A 15,412-nucleotide genomic window follows, 5' to 3' on the forward strand; every position below is an offset into this window, starting at 1 on the left:
ATGTGGTATTTTGCCTGGATATTAGGTGTTCTATTAGCCTGTACTCTTGGGGTGATTAACGTAATGTGGTACGAATTTCACCAACATAAAGATTCTATCGCTGATGATGAGCTAGAGCTGTACGCGAGACTCAAAAACAACGATGACAACTAAACCCCGACCAAATCGCGCGCAGCAGCAAACGCTGCGCGCTTTTTTAAAGCAGTATAGTCAGTCCGCTTCAGGACTTCTTAAATTAAGCATTAGTCTGGGTACACTCAATGCCCTATTAATGATTGCCTCTTGTTATCTTCTTGCAAACGCTGTTCATCAAGTCATGTTTGAGCAAGCAGACTTGCAAGCTGTAACCCCCTTGTTATGGCCTCTTGCTGGACTTATCTTACTACGCGCTGTGCTTGTTGCTCTTAGTGAGCGAGTAAGTAACATTGCCGCATTAAAAATAAAAAACGTGATGCGCAATACATTACTTGAAAAGTTAACCAAACTTGGTCCGGCCTATAGTGAACAAAAAGGACATGGCGCAACGCTTAATACATTACATAATGGTGTTGAAGCGCTGCATCAATACTACGCAAACTACATCCCCAGCGTGGCATACAGCGCACTGATCCCTTTGGCTATATTAGTAGTGATTTTTCCAACCGATTACAAAGCTGGGCTCATTTTTCTTTTAACAGCCCCGCTTATCCCATTTTTTATGATTTTAGTGGGCCATAAAGCTGAGCAGCTCAACCAAGAACGTTGGCAGCAACTTGCTGTACTCGGCAATTACTTTTTCGACCGCCTACAAGGGCTTACTCAATTAAAACTATTTAATGCAACCAAGCGTGAGCTAAATAGTATCAGTCAGATTTCTGATGATTACCGTGGTGCAACCATGGGAGTATTGAAAGTTGCCTTTTTATCTTCTTTCGCACTTGAGTTTTTAGCCACTATTAGTGTTGCACTTGTTGCAGTGATCATTGGCTTTAGACTGTTTTTTGGTACGCTCGATTTTGCCACCGGATTTGTAGTGCTATTACTGGCTCCTGAGTTTTACTTACCACTTCGACAAATGGGCACTCATTACCATGCAAAGCTCGAGGGTATTAGCGCCGCTGCTGATATGGTCGACATAATTAATCAGAGCGACGCCGATGAACATTTAGGTTCCTCTAAACTTGAGTTACCGCTAAAAGACATACAACTGAGTGCGCTTAGCTACCACTACCCCGAAACAAATGAAGGGGTGACTGATATAAACTTAACCCTACCTAAAAAAGGCCTAATTGCATTTGTGGGTGAAAGTGGCTCTGGTAAAAGTACCTTATTTGATTGCCTATTGGGTTTTCATCATCAAGCCAGCAGTGCCATTATCATTAACGGACAGCAACTAAGCACTATTGCTTTACATGATTGGCAAGCACAACTTGCGTGGATCCCACAACAAGCCACGTTATTTTATCGAACTGTTGCAGACAATCTGAGATTAGCTAAACCAGATGCAAGTCAAACAGAACTCGACGAGGCCGCAATGAGAGCAGGTGCGCTAGAGTTTATAAACGCCTTACCTGATGGATTTAATACCTTATTAGGTGAGCAAGGAGAAGGCCTCTCTGGGGGGCAAAAGCAGCGCATAGCCCTTGCCCGTGCGTTTTTAAAGAATGCCCCTGTGCTAATGCTTGATGAGCCTACAGCGCACTTAGACAGCCAAACAGAGCGCCTAATCAATCAGGCAATTCAAGATTATGCAAAAAACCATCTCGTGTTGGTTATTGCTCACAGGCTTAATACGGTAAAACAGGCGGATAATATTTACGTAATGCAACAAGGTCAAATTGTTGAATCTGGTCATTATCAGCAACTCATTGAACAAGCAGGCCTCTTTGCTAAACTCGTGAGCCAAGGTGAAGCCCATGCATAACTTTATACGCTTATTAAAGCTATGCAAGCCTCATGCTGGCATGCTGTTACTGGGTGCTTTTTTAGCAAGCTTAACGGTACTTGCTAACGTTGGCTTACTCGCTATTTCGGGCTGGTTTTTAGCAGCCATGGCAGCCGCTGGTATTGCCGGAGTGCAGATGAATTACTTTACTCCAGCTGGGGTGATCCGCTTTTTAGCGATAGTACGCACAGCTTCACGTTACGGTGAGCGGATGATAACTCATAATGCCACCTTTTTATTACTGAGCGAATTTCGCGTAAAAATGTTCAGGACCCTCAGCCAGCTAAACAACGTTGACTTAGCAATGAGTCGTAGTAGCGATTTGTTTAACCGCCTACAAAACGATGTTGATGCGCTAGATAAGTTTTACCTAAATGTGCTGCTTCCCATTATCGTCGCGATTATCAGCATCCCTATCGTAATGGCATTTATGGCTATGTATAGCGCTGAGGTTGCATTAGTCTGCTTTATTTCACTGATGATTATTGGCGTACTGCTACCAGCAATATTAAGCCGTAAACTTCACCGACAAGCAGATGCAGAAACACAAATTTCAGCAGAATTAAGGTCTGAACTTGCCGATACTCTAAAAGGTGCAAGAGAGCTTGCTGTTTATCAAGCACAAGAAGCGCAATTAACCCATTGTGACTTACTGAGTAAGCAATACAACAGCCAGCTCTATAACCGCCACAAAGCCGTTGCAAACAGCAATGGCTTAAGCACTTTGGTGATACAGCTTACCATGCTAGCCAGTGTATTTATGATAATTCCACTGGTTGCAATGGGAACCATGAAAAACGTTGAACTGGCGATGCTCGCGTTATTTGTATTAGCAAGTTTTGAAACAGTGCTCACCTTGCCCACTGCATTTATCGAGTTGCCACTCACCCTAAGTGCTGCAAAGCGACTGTTTGCACTTGAAGATAAGCACAGCAGCCATCTAAGTAAACAGCAAAACTGCTTAGCTCACCAATCTGCAATAGGTCTTGAACTGGCTGCGGTAAATTACCAATACGCAGGAGCGAAAAACAAAGCTCTTAATAATATCAATTTTGTGATTACACCGGGGAGTAAGGTTGCGCTAGTGGGTGCCAGTGGCAGTGGCAAAACTACTCTTGTTAACTTACTCACAGGCCTTTGGCCAAAGCAATCAGGCTCATTAAAATTCATTACAGATCAAGGTACCTTTGAACTAGAAAGCATGACGGCTGCAACACGCTTTAAGCAGCTGACAATTGTTGCTCAGCAACATCATATTTTTGATGGTACGCTTCGTGAGAATCTTCGCTATGCAGCGCCAGAGGCGACTGATGAAATGCTTATTGAAGCCTGTGAACAAGCTGAACTTGGCTCTTGGCTAAAGAACTTAAAGACCGGCCTTAATACCCGTTTAGGCACCGCGGGAAGAAAACTTTCACATGGTCAGTCACGTCGAATCGCCATTGCCCAAGCCCTATTAAGGGAAGGTAATTTAATTGTTCTTGATGAACCAACAGAGAGCCTAGATAACCATACCAAGCAGAAATTGCTCACTACGCTTGAAAAAATATGGGCCGATAAAACTATGCTGACCATTACTCACGATCCAGAAATGCTAAGTCGTGTTGATAAGGTTATTTGGTTAGAACAAGGACAAGTAAGAGCGCTTGCAAGTCATGCAGAATTAGTGGCGAATGAAGCTGATTACGTGGAGCTCATCACCCGTTTTTAATCGAGTCGCTCAACTGTGACGTCAATCACACCTTGCTTTACAGAGGCAATTTGTGAGAACGCCTTTTTTGATAAATCGATAATACGACCGCGGATAAATGGGCCGCGGTCATTAATGGTAACAATTACACTTTTATTGTTACTAATATTGGTGACCTTTACTCTGCTGCCAAAGCCAAGCGTCTGATGAGCCGCGCTCAATGCCTGTTGATTAAACACCTCTCCACTTGCTGTAGTTCGGCCATGGTATTTATCAGCGTAATAACTGGCTTTGCCTTTTTCAATCACTCCTTTAGATACCGAAGGCGCACTACTACAACCAGTTATAATTAAGCTTAATAATGCAAAGAGGATGAGTTTGTTCATATTATATAATCCTTTTTCTTACCATAAAGGTAGCAAGCGCTTATACCAATTCGCTTAATTAAATGGTCTATTTTGAGGCAATAAAACCTCGTTGATAACAAGGCAAAAATTTCGTTATTTAGTTGTTCTAAATCAGAAATTTTTAACGCAGGTAGCGACAGGTTTGATCCCTCAAAATGATTAAGTATTTTTGCGGATTGGTATTAGCAAAACCTGAACTATAAAACAAAAAAGCCACCTTACGGTGGCTTTTAGTCTATCGCTTATTTAGCGAATAATTCCGCGCTCAGAGCTTTTCACAAAGTCTATCATCAGCTGAACAGCTGGGTACTTCGCAGCATCTTCGCTTAGCTCAGCGATTGCTTCTTCAACACCTAAGCTCTTACGGTAAAGTGTTTTATATGCACGACGTGTGGCCATGATTTCATCGCTTTCAAAACCTCGGCGCTTCATGCCTTCAGTATTGATTGCTACAGGGCCCGCCGGCGTACCAATAGTTGTTACAAATGGCGGTACATCTTTATTAACACCTGAGTACATACCAACAAAGGCATGAGAACCGATTTTACAGAACTGATGCACACCAGAATTACCTGCAAGGATCACCCAATCACCTACATGAACGTGGCCAGCAACAGAGGCATTGTTAGCAAAAATAACGTTATCGCCCACGACTGCATCATGTGCAACGTGTGTGTAAGCCATGAATAGGTTATTGCTACCAATTTTTGTCACACCTTGATCTTGAATTGTACCTCGGTGAATAGTTGCACACTCACGGATCACGTTGTTGTCACCAATAATCAAGGTTGTTGGCTCATTAGCGTACTTTTTATCTTGGCAAGCTTCACCAACCGAAGCAAATTGGAAAATATGGTTACCAGAACCAATCGTCGATGGGCCTTTTACAACCACATGAGATTCGATGATACAGTTATCACCAATAGTTACATCGTTACCGATATAGCTATAAGGGCCAACTGATACGTTATTTCCAAGTTTTGCACCTGGTTCGATTATTGCCGTAGGATGGATCACTATTAAAACTCTCTTCTCGCACACATGATTTCGGCAGTACACACTACTTTGCCGTCAACTTTTGCTTCTGCTGCAAATTTCCATATATTGCGGCGCTCTTTTACAAACTCTACATGCAAATGCATGGTATCACCAGGTAATACCGGCTGTTTGAATCGCGCATTGTCGATCGCTGCGAATAAATATAGTTCGTTATCACTGCGATTTTCAACTGTCTTAAAACCAAGTAAGCCAGTTGCTTGTGCCATTGCTTCTAAAATCAACACACCTGGAAAGATAGGTTGATTAGGAAAATGACCCGTAAAAATAGGTTCGTTCACTGTTACGTTTTTTATAGCATGTAACGACTCGCCTGGCGTGTAATCAAGTACACGGTCAACAAGTAGCATCGGGTAACGATGCGGAAGTAAACTCAAGATATCTTGGATATCAAGACTATTTAATTCATTTGCCAAAATAGCATCCTTATTTGTCTTCAATATTGAGTGACTTTGTCAGTAACTCAAGTGCTTTAATGCGGTCTTTCATATCGCCAAGGTTACGGATATGGGCAATACTACGTCGCCATTCTTTATTGGTTAAATGTGGCAAGCCTGAAGAATAAATTCCAGGTTCTGTGATTGCCTTAGTCACCATACTCATGCCAGTGATTATAGCACCATCACATACGCTAATGTGACCATTAATTGCAACCATGCCGCCAATCTGACAATTCCTACCGATCACTGTGCTGCCAGCAAATACCGTGCAACCAGCAACCGCTGTACCTGAACCGATCTCGACATTATGCGCTATTTGACATTGATTATCGATAATTACATTGCTGTGGATGATAGTATCGTCTAGTGCGCCACGGTCAATCGTGGTAGACGCACCTACCTCAACCTTATCACCGATTATAACTCGACCAAGTTGCGGTATTTTCACCCATTCGCCACGCTCGTTAGCGTAACCAAAACCATCACTGCCCACGACCGTATTCGCTTGGAATAAACAGTCACTGCCAATTTCAACTTCATGGTAAACGCTAACATTTGCCCAAAGCTTTGTGCCTTGACCTATTTTTGCTTGCTCACCGATAAAACAGCCTGGGCCAATCTGCACATTGTCAGCAATAACAGCACCCGCTTCAATTACCACATTGGCTGCGATCGCGACATTATGGCCAATAGAGGCTGAATCGTGAATGACTGCACTTGGGTGAATACCCGACACTGCAGAGCGCGGTGTGGTGTCCATCAATTGAGCGAGCTTTGCGTAACAAACATAAGGGTTTGCAACAACAAGTTTATTACCTGAAAAGTACTCAGCGTCTGCTGGTGACAAAATCACTGCACTTGCTTGAGTATCATCTAATTGCGAGCGATATTTCTTGTTCGCTAAAAATGCAATATGCCCATGTTGGGCATTTGCAAGTGTAGATATTTTTTTAATCTCTGTGGCGCCGTCACCTTGAAGGTCAGCGCCCAGAAGATCCGCTATCTGCGAAAGCGTGTAGTTTTGCATATATGATTTCTATTGCTTACTTACTTTTTCAACAACTTTACTTGATAAGTCATCGACAGTTTTAGGGTTAACATAAATCGTTGTTTCTTTAACTTTAACTTCATCGAATTTGCCAGCTTTTGCGACTTCTTCGATTGCATCCAAGATTAGCTTTTGAACTTTAGCTAGTTCTTGGTTTTGACGCATTTTGATTTCTTGCTCTAAAGGACGACCTTTTTCTGCAAGCTGCTGTTGCATACCTTGAATCTTAGTACGTAATTCATCTTTTTGCTTATCGCTCATTGTTGTCGCTTCACGCTTGAACTTTTCAGCTTCAAAACGAATATCACCTTGAAGCTTTTCAAGCTCTTGACGACGCTCAGAGAATTCAGCTTCTAGCGTTTGCTCTACTTTTGCCATTTGTGGGATTTGCTTGTAGATTTCTTGCATATCAACAATACCTACTTTGTGCGCAAATGCGTTAGTAGATAGACCCATAGATAAGGTGGCAAGTAGTGCAAAAGCTGTTGATTTAATTGATTTATTCACGAAAAAACTCCTTTAGAATGTATTACTAATGTTAAAGCTGATGGTCTTCGTATCGTCATCTTCTTCTTTTTGCAATGGATACGCAAAACTGATCAGCATTGGACCCATTGGAGAGATCCATTGTAGAGAAAGACCGGTTGAAACCCTAAAGCGCATTGGATCTGAATAATCATCCAATTTTGCACGCTGATCTGTTGACAGGTTTTGATAACGGTCAATATTAAACTCTGTATCCCATACGTTAGCTGCATCTACGAAGAAGCTGGTACGTACAGAGCTGGTGTTTTCTTCATCTAAGAAAGGTGTTGGAACAATTAGCTCCATCCCTGCTACCGCTTTGGCGTTACCACCAATTCGGCCTGCTGTGTAAAGTTGGTCAAATTCTGATGCACCACCAATGCTACCAGTCGTAGTGCCATCAGGTAATGGTGTACCAGGAATATTTTGCGGAACACGCGATACAGCCCGTGGCAAAATCGTATTTCGATCGAAGCCACGTAATTCCATCTCAGTGATTCTGAAGAACTCTTGGAACGGTAGTGTTTGGTCATAACCATTCGTTGTTCCATAACCATTACCATAGCCAAGTGCTGCACGAGTTGAAAATACCCAACGATGGTCATTACTGATTGGCCAGTAGAAACGCGAGTCGTAGTTTAACTTAAAGTACTGTAAATCAGAGTTCGGGGTTGTTGCTGTTAAGTTAAGTGATTGGCGCGAACCTGCTGTTGGGAATAAACCACGGTTAACAGTAACACGTGACCAACCTGCGCTTAACTCGTACTTGGTAAAATCAAAGCCAGCATCTGGATTTTCAGGATCTAAGAAAGTTTCACGAATAACACGTGTTTGCTCATATTCAGCAATATCAGATAACTCTTCTTGCACCCAACGGACACCAAAGTTAATACGGTTTACAGCATCAATTGGGAAGCCAATATTAGTACCAATACCATAACTCTTTGACTTATAGTCGATTAGGCTGAACTTGCTCGCATCATAGTTGCTGTAGAATATACTACTACCTTGCGATACACCGTCTGGAGTAAAGTAAGGGTCTGTGTAAGAAACGCTGACACGCTCAGAACCACGTGAAGTATTAATGTTAAAACCAATTTGGTTACCAGTACCTAAAAAGTTTGACTCACTCACACCAATGTTAAATTGCAGACCCAAATAAGAACCATAAGCAAGACCAGCATTGAAGCTACCTGCAGATTGTTCTTTAACAGTAAAGTCAACATCAACTTGGTCATCAACACCAGGGACTGGAACAACATTGAAATCAACGCTTTCCATATAAGGTAAACGCTGGATTTGTAGCTTAGAGCGCTCAAGGCTTTGGTTTGATAGCCACGCACCTTCAAGCTGTGTCATTTCACGACGTACAACTTCATCAGAGGTATTTTGGTTACCACCCACAATAATACGACGAACATAAACACGCTTGCCTGGGTTTACTGATAACGTTAGCTGAACTTCTTTATTTTCGTCATCAATCTCTGGGATTGTTCGTACTTCAGCATTAGCATAACCAAAACGTGCTAAGTAGCTTTTAATAAACTCTTCAGAAGAAGTAACCACAGAGCCATTATAAAGCTCGCCAGTTTTCAGCGGAATAACACTTTTAATTAGTTCTTCACGACCTAGCAAGTCACCAATAAAGTCAAAGCCTTTAACTTTGTATTTAACACCTTCGGTAATATTCGCCGTAACATAAACAGAATCACGCTCAGGGCTTACTGATACTTGTGTTGAATCGATATTAAAGCGTAAGTAACCACGGTCAAGGTAGTAGCTGCGAATTTTTTCTAAATCGCCTTCAATGGTTTGCTTTTGATAACGGTCGCTAGACATGAATTGCCACCACGGCAGATCTTGCTGAGACTCTGCTAACTTAAGCAATTCTTCATCAGAGAATAATTCGTTACCAACTAGGTTAATCTGACGAATTGAAGCTGCATCACCTTCATCAAATTCAAACATTAGTTTTACACGGTTACGCGGTAACTTAATGATGCTTACATCCACTTTTGCATTGTATTTACCAATACTATGGAAAAATTCAACTAAGCCTTTTTCAATGTTATCAAGGACTGTTTTATCAAGCGGCTCACCAGTACGGATATCTTGCTGGTCTAGCGACTCATTTAGCTGCTCATCTTTGATGTCTTTATTGCCATCAAATTCGATCATGCTGATCGTTGGGCGCTCAGTCACTCGGAAGATAACACTGTTGCCATCACGTAACGCTTTAATATTGTCAAAGTGACCTGAACGATAGAGAGCCTTTATGGTTCTTGAAATTGTGTACTCATCAATATTATCGCCCACGTTGATAGGAATATGTGTTAACGCAGCACCGAGTGCAACACGTTGTAAGCCTTCAACTTTTAAATCATCTACAATAAAGGAGTTTTGGCCTAGGGCTGCAAAGCTAGCACCTAATAAACTTGAAACTGCCAAATGTTTTTTTATAGCCATTTTGTTATCTTTATCCTTTACAACTGTATTACCGCTCAACACCTTATAAATTTAACTTTTGCGGTGTTTTACAATCGTGTTCAAATTGGAATTTTTCGCTTATTTGTTATAAACGCGATACATCATTGAACAATGCGAAACATGTTAAAAACAGAAGCAGCAAGGCCCCCACTTTAAAACCAAATTCTTGCGTCTTTTCAGAGACCGGTTTTTTGCGAAAAAGTTCAATTATGTAATACATTAAGTGCCCACCATCTAGCACTGGCAGCGGTAATAAGTTAAATACGCCAAGGTTTACACTGATTAATGCTAAAAAGCTTAAAAATGCAACCAAGCCATAGCTTACGCTAGTTCCCGCACCAACTGCAATGCCCACCGGACCACTTAAATTTTTAACCGATACCTGACCGGTAATTAAATTACCAATCATATCAAAACTAAGAGTAATTAAACGCCATGTTTCGTGTATGCCCAGCACAATACTATCGACAGGGCCATAATGTCTAGTTTCAATATAGTTTTCTGGCCATGGCTCAACCACCGGAGACACACCTAGAAAGCCCTGTGAAACACCAGCATCATTAGTTCTGCTTTGTGGCGTCACTATTAGCTCTTTTATACTATCTTGCCTTTGTACACTAAATTGTAAGGATTTGTTAGGTGATTGCTGAATTAGTGAAACTAACTTGGTCCAACTGCTGATATTTTCACCATTTACGGCAATGATTTTGTCATCAACTTGTAAGCCAGCAGCCTCAGCCGCCGAACCTTTACTGATCATGGCCACTTGTAAAAGTGCTTTAGGGCGAAATGGTACAATACCAATTGAGGTTAATGGCGGAACATCTTGTTGATCTAATTTCCAGCCATCTAGGTTGAGTGTACGTACATGTTTTTGATAATTCTGGTCACGAAGCGTTACCACAACACTTTGTTCACCTAAACGGCTCATTAGCGAGAATGTTGCATCTTGCCAAGTGTTGATATCGTCTTCACCGATTTTGATAATTTGCTGGTTTGGTTCAATATTGGCAGCAGCTGCACGGCTACCTTGCGAGACCTCGCCAACGACAGGTTTTAACGACTGTACGCCCACCATATACATCACTGCAAGGGCAAAAATAGCAAATAAAAAGTTCGCCATCGGACCTGCAGCAACAATAGCAATACGTGCTTTAACTGATTTGGCATTAAATGATAAATGACGCTGCTCTGGCGGAACTTCGTCAACTCGCTCATCAAGCATTTTGACATAACCACCTAATGGAATCGCCGCAATCACATATTCTGTTTTGTGTTTGTCATACCATTTTATCAATGGCTTACCAAAGCCAATCGAGAAACGTAGTACTTTAACACCTGCTTTACGAGCGACCCAGAAGTGACCATATTCATGTACAGTTACTAAAATACCAAGCGCAAGGATAAATGAACCAAGGTTCCAGAAAAAATCAAACATGCTAGTCGAAGCCTCTTTTTACAAACTCAGTAGCCTTTAGGCGTGCCGCTTGGTCACAAGCTAAAATCTCTTCAAGTGTTTGCACGTTAATGTCTTGTGTAGCATTGAGTGTTTCTGCGTTGATTCGGTAAATATCCGTAAAGCCTATTTGACCATTTAAAAATGCAGCAACAGCTATTTCATTAGCTGCATTTACTGTAGTAGTTGCACCTTGCCCCATTTCACACGCATCAATTGCGAGTTTTAAATTAGGGTATCTCGCATAATCAGGCTTGGTGAAAGTAAAGTCCGCCATTTGTGAAAAATCGAGAGGTTTTACACCTGCATCAACGCGCTCAGGAAATGCTAAAGCATGCGCTATAGGAGTGCGCATATCAGGATTACCCATTTGCGCAAGCACAGAGCCATCTTGATATTGCACCATAGAGTGAATAATGCTTTGTGGGTGAATTACCACTTCAATATCACTAGCATGGCAGTTAAACAACCACTTAGCTTCAATAAACTCGAGGCCTTTGTTCATCATGGTTGCTGAATCAACGGAAATCTTTTGTCCCATTGACCAGTTAGGATGAGCCACCGCTTGTGCAACAGTTACTGATGATAACGTAGCTATGTCGCGCTTTAAGAAAGGACCGCCAGAGCCAGTTAATAAAATTTTACTCACGCCATTGTCAGCCAGTAAGCCCGACGCATTTTGTAGTGATGCTGGCATACATTGGAAAATAGCATTATGTTCACTGTCGATAGGCAGCAAAGTTGCGCCATGCTGTTTAACTTTATCGATAAACAACTGACCCGACATGACTAGAGATTCTTTATTTGCTAACAGCACTTTTTTGCCAGCTTCAACCGCACTTAAAGTCGGGAGCAGACCTGCAGCACCAACTATAGCTGACATCACAGTATCAACATCTGCATGAGCAGCTAGTTCACTCATAGCCTCAACACCCGCTAGCACTTGTGTGTTACATGAACTGTTAGCGAGTAAGTTCGAAAGTGCTGAAGCGGCTTGTTGGTCAGCCATGACAGCAAATTTAGGTTGATGCGCGATACACAGCTCAGCCATTTGATCGGCATTTTTACCGGCTGCTAATGCAAAAACCGCAAAACGCTCTGGGTTTCTAGAAACAACATCTAAGGTGCTTAAACCGATTGAACCAGTTGCGCCCAATACGACAAGTTGCTCTATTTTGCTCATAAACTCAGTGTCCATGCGTAGCAAAGTACAAAAATAGGCGCAGCTGCGGTAAGGCTATCGATACGGTCTAAAATACCGCCATGACCTGGTAAACATGAGCCACTGTCTTTTAAACCAACTTCTCGTTTGAACATGCTTTCGAGTAAATCACCTACCGCTGAGAATAATGCGATAAATGCAGTCATCACCGCATAGATGGGCCAAACACTCATATCAACATTAGTGAAGTGACAAAATATTAAGACAAAAATAACTGAGGCCACGACCCCACCTAATAAACCTTCTATCGTTTTATTAGGACTTACTTTTGGCATTAACTTGCGTTTACCAAAATTTTTGCCGGTAAAGTAAGCACCAATATCAGCGCTCCATACAATTCCTAGCACAACTAAAATCAGCATTGAACCAAAATGTGTTGACTCGTTGTAACCTGCGCTACGCAGTGTATTTAGTGCAAGCCAAAGCGGTACTAAAGTTAAAAACCCTGCTATGGCGCGCATCACAATACCTTCATTCCATGCTTTTGCCATTGCTGGATAGCGCCAAACTAAGTAAGTTGCCACAATCCACCAAGCAAATGACAGGGTAAATAAATAATTTGCATCACCCACTAATTGACCATTTTGCCAAAGTGATTCTATTGGCCAATGCCAGTTAAGTAATGCCAAAAATGCCGCTGTTGCTGCAACAAATCCAAAACGTTTAACTTTATCGCACAGGCCCATAAATGCAGACCATTCCCATGCACCGAGTAAAACAATACCGGCGGCGATATAACTAAATAGTGTTAATGGGGTATAAAAAACCAAAATAAGTGCAAGTGGTGCCAACACGAGCGAGGTTAAAATTCGTTGTTTTAGCAATGTGTGTACCTTCAACTAGTAATTAGGTCTCGGCGAGTAATTGTTTTATTTGTTCGCCTGTACAACCGAATCGTCGCTCTCTGGCAACGTAACATGCGATAGCGTCAGCAAATGCAGCTTCATTGAAGTCTGGCCAAAGCGTATCAGTAAAGTAAAGCTCAGCATAAGCCGCTTGCCATAAAAGGAAGTTACTGATGCGTAAATCTCCACCGGTGCGGATCATTAAATCAAGTTCACCTTGATCGGCCATACTCATTTGTTCGGCCATGAGCTCTTCAGTAATATCTTCTGCGGCCATTTCACCGGCTGCGACTTTTTTTGCAAGCATTGTTGCGGCGTTAGTGATATCCCAACGTCCGCCATAATTAGCTGCCACGTTTAACTGTAGACCCGTATTATTACGAGTTAATTCATGGGCTGCATCAACTTTCTCGCGCAGACCTTCTGAAAAGCGTGATAAATCACCAATTATGTTTAGCTTTACATTATTTTTATGAAGCTTTTTAACTTCTTTGCCCAGTACGAATAAAAACAGCTCCATAAGCGTATTTACTTCGTCCTCTGGACGTCGCCAATTTTCGCTACTAAATGCGAATAGTGTTAACGACTGTATACCTAAGCGAGTACAAAATTGCACTGATTGACGAACTGCATCAACGCCCTTTTTGTGTCCGTAAACACGCGGGCGATTTTTCGCTTGTGCCCAACGTCCGTTGCCGTCCATGATTATAGCGACATGCTTAGGCAAACTTTGCTGGGAAATTTTATCAGCGTTAAGAACCATAAATATCGAGTATTCCATAAAAAAACGCCGTCTAGTATACCCTAGACGGCGTTTCAAAACTAATAAATTTAGTTGCGCCTGTTTACTTACAGAATCAGTGTCTGAAAGATAAACAGCAGCAATTAGATTTCCATTAGCTCAGCTTCTTTTGCAGCTAATTGTGCATCCATCTCTTTGATGAACTTATCTGTAAGCTTTTGGATCTCGTCTTCTGCTTGACGTGCTTCATCTTCAGAAATATCTTTTTCTTTCAATAAGCTCTTAATGTCGCCATTTGCGTCACGACGGATGTTACGTACAGCAACACGGCCGCTTTCAACTTCGCCACGTACGATTTTGATTAGGTCTTTACGACGCTCTTCTGTAAGTGGAGGAAGTGGAACACGGATAACTGTACCTGCAGACATCGGGTTTAAACCTAAATCTGAAGCCATGATCGCTTTTTCTACTGCTTGCGCTAATGACTTGTCGAACACGCTAATTGCAAGTGTACGTGAGTCTTCAATTGTTACGTTAGCAACTTGGTTTAATGGTGTGTCAGCACCGTAGTAAGACACTTGAATACCATCAAGTAATGCTGGGTGCGCACGGCCTGTGCGAATTTTAGATAATTGACTGCCTAGTGCCGCAACACTTTTTTGCATACGTTCTGACGCATCTTTTTTGATATCGTTAATCACGGTTCAATCCTAATCTATTTGCTAGTTTCATCTGAGGCTTGTGAAGAGATAAGCGTTCCTTCATCTTCGCCCATAATAACACGCTTAAGCGCGCCTGATTTATTCATGTTAAATACGCTTAATGGCATTTTGTGGTCACGCGCCAGCGTAAATGCAGCTAAATCCATAACCTTAAGCTCTTTATCAATGATTTCATTGTAGCTTAAGTGGCGATATAGTGTAGCTTCTGGGTTTTTCACTGGATCATCAGAGTAAACACCATCAACTTTAGTCGCTTTGATTACAGTATCTGCTTCAATTTCAATACCACGTAGACACGCTGCTGAGTCAGTCGTGAAGAATGGATTACCTGTACCCGCTGAGAAAATTACAACGCGGCCAGATTTTAATAGGCTAATAGCTTCTGCCCAGTTGTAAGCATCACATACACCGTTAAGTGGAATAGCTGACATTAAACGACAATTTACAAATGCACGATGAAGTGCATCACGCATTGCCAAACCATTCATTACAGTAGCAAGCATACCCATGTGATCGCCTACTACGCGGTTCATGCCCGCTTCTGCTAATGAACCACCACGCAAGAAGTTACCGCCACCGATAACTAAACCTACTTCTACGTCGAGCTCTACAAGTTCTTTAATTTCTTGAGCCATACGGTCAAGTACTTTTGGGTCGATGCCGAAGCCTTCGTCTCCCATTAATGCTTCACCGCTAAGTTTAAGAAGAACACGTCTAAAAATAGGTTTACGATTGATAGTCATAATATTTGGGCCAGCCTTAGTAATGAGATAAAAAATAACCGCGCTATGGTTACACATAAAACGCGGTTATTTTAAAGAATTTTCATCAGTGACGCAAAAGCTAAT

At 41.9% G+C, this 15,412-nt stretch carries 15 protein-coding genes; 3 read left to right on the forward strand and 12 right to left on the reverse strand.

What is annotated here, in order from left to right:
* Genes cydX through cydC form a run of 3 tightly spaced genes read left to right on the forward strand, consistent with a single transcriptional unit; the run spans position 1 to position 3,635 of the window.
* Complete coding sequence (gene cydX, locus HCZ11_RS10260; RefSeq protein ID WP_036969707.1) at positions 1–153, forward strand: cytochrome bd-I oxidase subunit CydX; 153 nt, start codon at positions 1–3, stop codon at positions 151–153.
* On the forward strand, positions 143–1,903 hold the full coding sequence (gene cydD, locus HCZ11_RS10265) for a thiol reductant ABC exporter subunit CydD (protein WP_167658372.1): 1,761 nt from the start codon (positions 143–145) through the stop codon (positions 1,901–1,903). The genes cydX and cydD overlap by 11 nt, the downstream gene beginning before the upstream one ends.
* Entirely contained in the window at positions 1,896–3,635 is a 1,740-nt protein-coding gene (gene cydC / locus HCZ11_RS10270; protein ID WP_167658373.1) for a thiol reductant ABC exporter subunit CydC, read from the forward strand. The genes cydD and cydC overlap by 8 nt, the downstream gene beginning before the upstream one ends.
* On the opposite strand, the gene HCZ11_RS10275 is transcribed toward cydC, so the two are convergent.
* The 12 genes from HCZ11_RS10275 to pyrH all read right to left on the reverse strand — a co-directional run bounded on the left by HCZ11_RS10275 (position 3,632) and on the right by pyrH (position 15,307).
* Complete coding sequence (locus HCZ11_RS10275; RefSeq protein ID WP_167658374.1) at positions 3,632–4,000, reverse strand: septal ring lytic transglycosylase RlpA family protein; 369 nt, start codon at positions 3,998–4,000, stop codon at positions 3,632–3,634. The two genes, cydC and HCZ11_RS10275, sit on opposite strands and share 4 nt — an antisense overlap.
* A gap of 267 nt (positions 4,001–4,267) precedes the next feature.
* Entirely contained in the window at positions 4,268–5,038 is a 771-nt protein-coding gene (gene lpxA, locus HCZ11_RS10280) for an acyl-ACP--UDP-N-acetylglucosamine O-acyltransferase (RefSeq protein WP_054553112.1), read from the reverse strand.
* Between the two features lie 2 nt (positions 5,039–5,040).
* Positions 5,041–5,493 carry a 3-hydroxyacyl-ACP dehydratase FabZ gene (fabZ, locus tag HCZ11_RS10285; RefSeq protein ID WP_054562040.1) on the reverse strand — a complete coding sequence of 151 codons (453 nt, stop codon included), beginning with the start codon at positions 5,491–5,493 and terminating at the stop codon, positions 5,041–5,043.
* A gap of 10 nt (positions 5,494–5,503) precedes the next feature.
* Positions 5,504–6,544: a UDP-3-O-(3-hydroxymyristoyl)glucosamine N-acyltransferase gene (lpxD, locus tag HCZ11_RS10290; protein ID WP_130051022.1), complete on the reverse strand. Its 1,041-nt coding sequence runs from the start codon at positions 6,542–6,544 to the stop codon at positions 5,504–5,506.
* Positions 6,545–6,553: 9 nt separating this feature from the next.
* Positions 6,554–7,072: an OmpH family outer membrane protein gene (locus HCZ11_RS10295; protein WP_130051021.1), complete on the reverse strand. Its 519-nt coding sequence runs from the start codon at positions 7,070–7,072 to the stop codon at positions 6,554–6,556.
* Positions 7,073–7,084: 12 nt separating this feature from the next.
* Entirely contained in the window at positions 7,085–9,556 is a 2,472-nt protein-coding gene (bamA, locus tag HCZ11_RS10300; RefSeq protein ID WP_130051020.1) for an outer membrane protein assembly factor BamA, read from the reverse strand.
* 106 nt (positions 9,557–9,662) lie between these two features.
* Entirely contained in the window at positions 9,663–11,015 is a 1,353-nt protein-coding gene (rseP, locus tag HCZ11_RS10305; protein WP_167658375.1) for a sigma E protease regulator RseP, read from the reverse strand.
* Position 11,016: 1 nt separating this feature from the next.
* On the reverse strand, positions 11,017–12,216 hold the full coding sequence (gene ispC / locus HCZ11_RS10310) for a 1-deoxy-D-xylulose-5-phosphate reductoisomerase (RefSeq protein ID WP_167658376.1): 1,200 nt from the start codon (positions 12,214–12,216) through the stop codon (positions 11,017–11,019).
* Positions 12,213–13,079: a phosphatidate cytidylyltransferase gene (locus tag HCZ11_RS10315; RefSeq protein WP_130051017.1), complete on the reverse strand. Its 867-nt coding sequence runs from the start codon at positions 13,077–13,079 to the stop codon at positions 12,213–12,215. Before HCZ11_RS10315 ends, ispC begins: the two co-directional genes overlap by 4 nt.
* Before the next feature lie 22 nt (positions 13,080–13,101).
* Positions 13,102–13,881 carry an isoprenyl transferase gene (locus tag HCZ11_RS10320; RefSeq protein WP_130051016.1) on the reverse strand — a complete coding sequence of 260 codons (780 nt, stop codon included), beginning with the start codon at positions 13,879–13,881 and terminating at the stop codon, positions 13,102–13,104.
* Positions 13,882–13,985: 104 nt separating this feature from the next.
* Positions 13,986–14,543: a ribosome recycling factor gene (gene frr, locus HCZ11_RS10325; protein ID WP_054553121.1), complete on the reverse strand. Its 558-nt coding sequence runs from the start codon at positions 14,541–14,543 to the stop codon at positions 13,986–13,988.
* A 14-nt stretch (positions 14,544–14,557) separates the two neighbouring features.
* Complete coding sequence (gene pyrH / locus HCZ11_RS10330; protein ID WP_130051015.1) at positions 14,558–15,307, reverse strand: UMP kinase; 750 nt, start codon at positions 15,305–15,307, stop codon at positions 14,558–14,560.
* Between the last annotated feature and the right edge of the window lie 105 nt (positions 15,308–15,412).

It is taken from the genome of Pseudoalteromonas sp. HF66, from assembly GCF_011806445.1.
Classification (GTDB): domain Bacteria; phylum Pseudomonadota; class Gammaproteobacteria; order Enterobacterales; family Alteromonadaceae; genus Pseudoalteromonas; species Pseudoalteromonas apostichopi.

What these genes read in the sequence shown, in the direction of transcription:
- cydX (WP_036969707.1), top strand. Translation starts at nt 1, where the DNA reads ATGTGGTATTTTGCCTGGATATTAGGTGTTCTATTAGCCTGTACTCTT.
- cydD (WP_167658372.1), top strand. Translation starts at nt 143, where the DNA reads ATGACAACTAAACCCCGACCAAATCGCGCGCAGCAGCAAACGCTGCGC.
- cydC (WP_167658373.1), top strand. Translation starts at nt 1,896, where the DNA reads ATGCATAACTTTATACGCTTATTAAAGCTATGCAAGCCTCATGCTGGC.
- HCZ11_RS10275 (WP_167658374.1), bottom strand. Translation starts at nt 4,000, where the DNA reads ATGAACAAACTCATCCTCTTTGCATTATTAAGCTTAATTATAACTGGT.
- lpxD (WP_130051022.1), bottom strand. Translation starts at nt 6,544, where the DNA reads ATGCAAAACTACACGCTTTCGCAGATAGCGGATCTTCTGGGCGCTGAC.
- bamA (WP_130051020.1), bottom strand. Translation starts at nt 9,556, where the DNA reads ATGGCTATAAAAAAACATTTGGCAGTTTCAAGTTTATTAGGTGCTAGC.
- rseP (WP_167658375.1), bottom strand. Translation starts at nt 11,015, where the DNA reads ATGTTTGATTTTTTCTGGAACCTTGGTTCATTTATCCTTGCGCTTGGT.
- ispC (WP_167658376.1), bottom strand. Translation starts at nt 12,216, where the DNA reads ATGAGCAAAATAGAGCAACTTGTCGTATTGGGCGCAACTGGTTCAATC.
- HCZ11_RS10320 (WP_130051016.1), bottom strand. Translation starts at nt 13,881, where the DNA reads ATGGAATACTCGATATTTATGGTTCTTAACGCTGATAAAATTTCCCAG.
- pyrH (WP_130051015.1), bottom strand. Translation starts at nt 15,307, where the DNA reads ATGACTATCAATCGTAAACCTATTTTTAGACGTGTTCTTCTTAAACTT.